At 63.0% G+C, this 1,790-nt stretch carries 1 protein-coding gene; it reads left to right on the top strand.

From position 1 onward, the window contains the following. Positions 1 to 166: 166 nt before the first annotated feature. A partial coding sequence (locus QOL81_RS25725) for a S8 family serine peptidase (protein WP_283440170.1) occupies positions 167 to 1,790 on the top strand: 1,624 nt, incomplete at its 3' end.

The raw sequence follows: 1,790 nt of genomic DNA, 5'->3' as shown, positions 1-1,790 counted from the left end.
GCACCACCAGGACAACAGCGTCAACGCCGGCTTCACCTGGCGCTTCTAAGCAACATCGACTCAATCCTTGTAGGGAACCGTCTGCGGGCGGTTCCTTTTTCACATCCTGCTAATGAGAACCCGGCGCACCTGGGGCGTCGGCCAATAACAAGCAAAAGGTAAGGAAATGACAACAACAATGGGTTTTGATAGCAAAGGAAACGTTCGTCGCTCGCCGTGGCGGCTGAACGCGCTGGTCTGCTGCATGGCGCTGGCGGGGTATGCGCAGGCGGCACCGCACGAGGTGAACGGCCAAGCCGGCGATCCGGCCAGCTGGCGCAGCGCCGAATTCAACGCCAACTGGGGGCTGGGGGCGATCCATGCCGATGAGGCCTACGCCGCCGGTTATACCGGCAAAGGGCAGAAGGTGGGCATTTTCGATACCCCGGTCAACCGCCATCCCGAGTTCGCCGGCGACGGCAAACTGATCAACGTGGTCACCGAAGGCTATCGCGCCTACACCGATCCGCACCGGCCGGGCATTAACGCCGGCGACCGCTTTTACTTCGACGGCACCTTCCACTTCTACAGCGGCTCACAGGGCATGCTGAGCAATCACGGGGTGCACGTCGCGGGCATCAGCGCCGCCAACCGCGATGGCGTCGGCATGCATGGCGTGGCCTTCGATTCGCAGGTGATCAGCGTCGATAACGACAACGACGGCCCGGCCTACGGCGAATTTCTCGGCCTGGACGGCGCCGTCACCAATGCCGGCTGGCAGGCGATGATCAACAGCGGTGCGCGGGTGATCAACAACAGCTGGGGCGTCAGTATTCCCGACTTTCTGTCCGACGGCGGCCGCGATCCTAACGCGCTGCACTTTGAGCTGCAGGATGCGCAGGAACAATTCGATCAGGTCAAACCGCTGCTCGGCAGCCTGGCCGGCGCAGGCTATCAGGGCGCCATCGACGCGGCGCGCAAAAATATTCTGGTGCTGTTCGCCGCCGGCAACGACGGCAACTACAACCAACCGGATGTGATCAGCGGGCTGGCCTACTTCGTGCCGGACATCGCGCCGAACTGGCTGTCGGTTGCCAGCGTGGCGCAGGATGCGGCATCGACCAACAGCGTGCCTTACACCATCAGCAGCTTCTCTTCCCGCTGCGGCTATACCGCCAGCTTCTGCGTCTCGTCGCCGGGCAGCAAAATCTACAGCACCGTGGCCAATGGTTCCGATCCGGCCAACCTGGTGTCGGACTACGGCAATAAAAACGGCACCTCGATGGCGACGCCGCACGTCACCGGCGCGGTGGCGGTGTTGCTGCAGCGCTTCCCGTACATGACCTCGGCGCAGATTGCCGACGTGTTGAAAACCACCGCCACCGACATGGGCGCGCCGGGCATCGATGCGCTCTATGGCTGGGGGATGATCAACCTGGGCAAGGCCATCAACGGCCCGGGTATGTTCTATACCGTCGAGGATATTCCCGCGGAGTTCCGCATCCCGGATCCGACGGGCGTGGCCTATGGCCCGACCCAGTTTGTCGCCAATATTCCGGGGAGGGGCGCCGAGGTGGATGCCGGTACGTTGCACGCCAGGAAATGTGATGACTTCCACTGTGGATGGGAAATCTACTCCAACAACATTTCCGGCCACGGCGGCCTGACCAAAGAGGGCGCGGGAATCCTGGAGCTGACCGGCACCAACACCTATGCCGGCCCGACGCTGGTCAATCAGGGGCGGCTGGCAGTCAACGGCTCGGTCACCTCGGCCGTCAGCGTGCAGAACGGCGGCATCGTCGGCGGCAGCG

The sequence above is a fragment of the Serratia sp. CC22-02 genome (assembly GCF_900182895.1).
Taxonomy (GTDB): Bacteria; Pseudomonadota; Gammaproteobacteria; order Enterobacterales; family Enterobacteriaceae; genus Serratia; species Serratia nevei.
The sequence above is the reverse complement of the archived record's forward strand: the minus strand, read 5'-3'. Positions and strand labels throughout refer to the sequence as shown.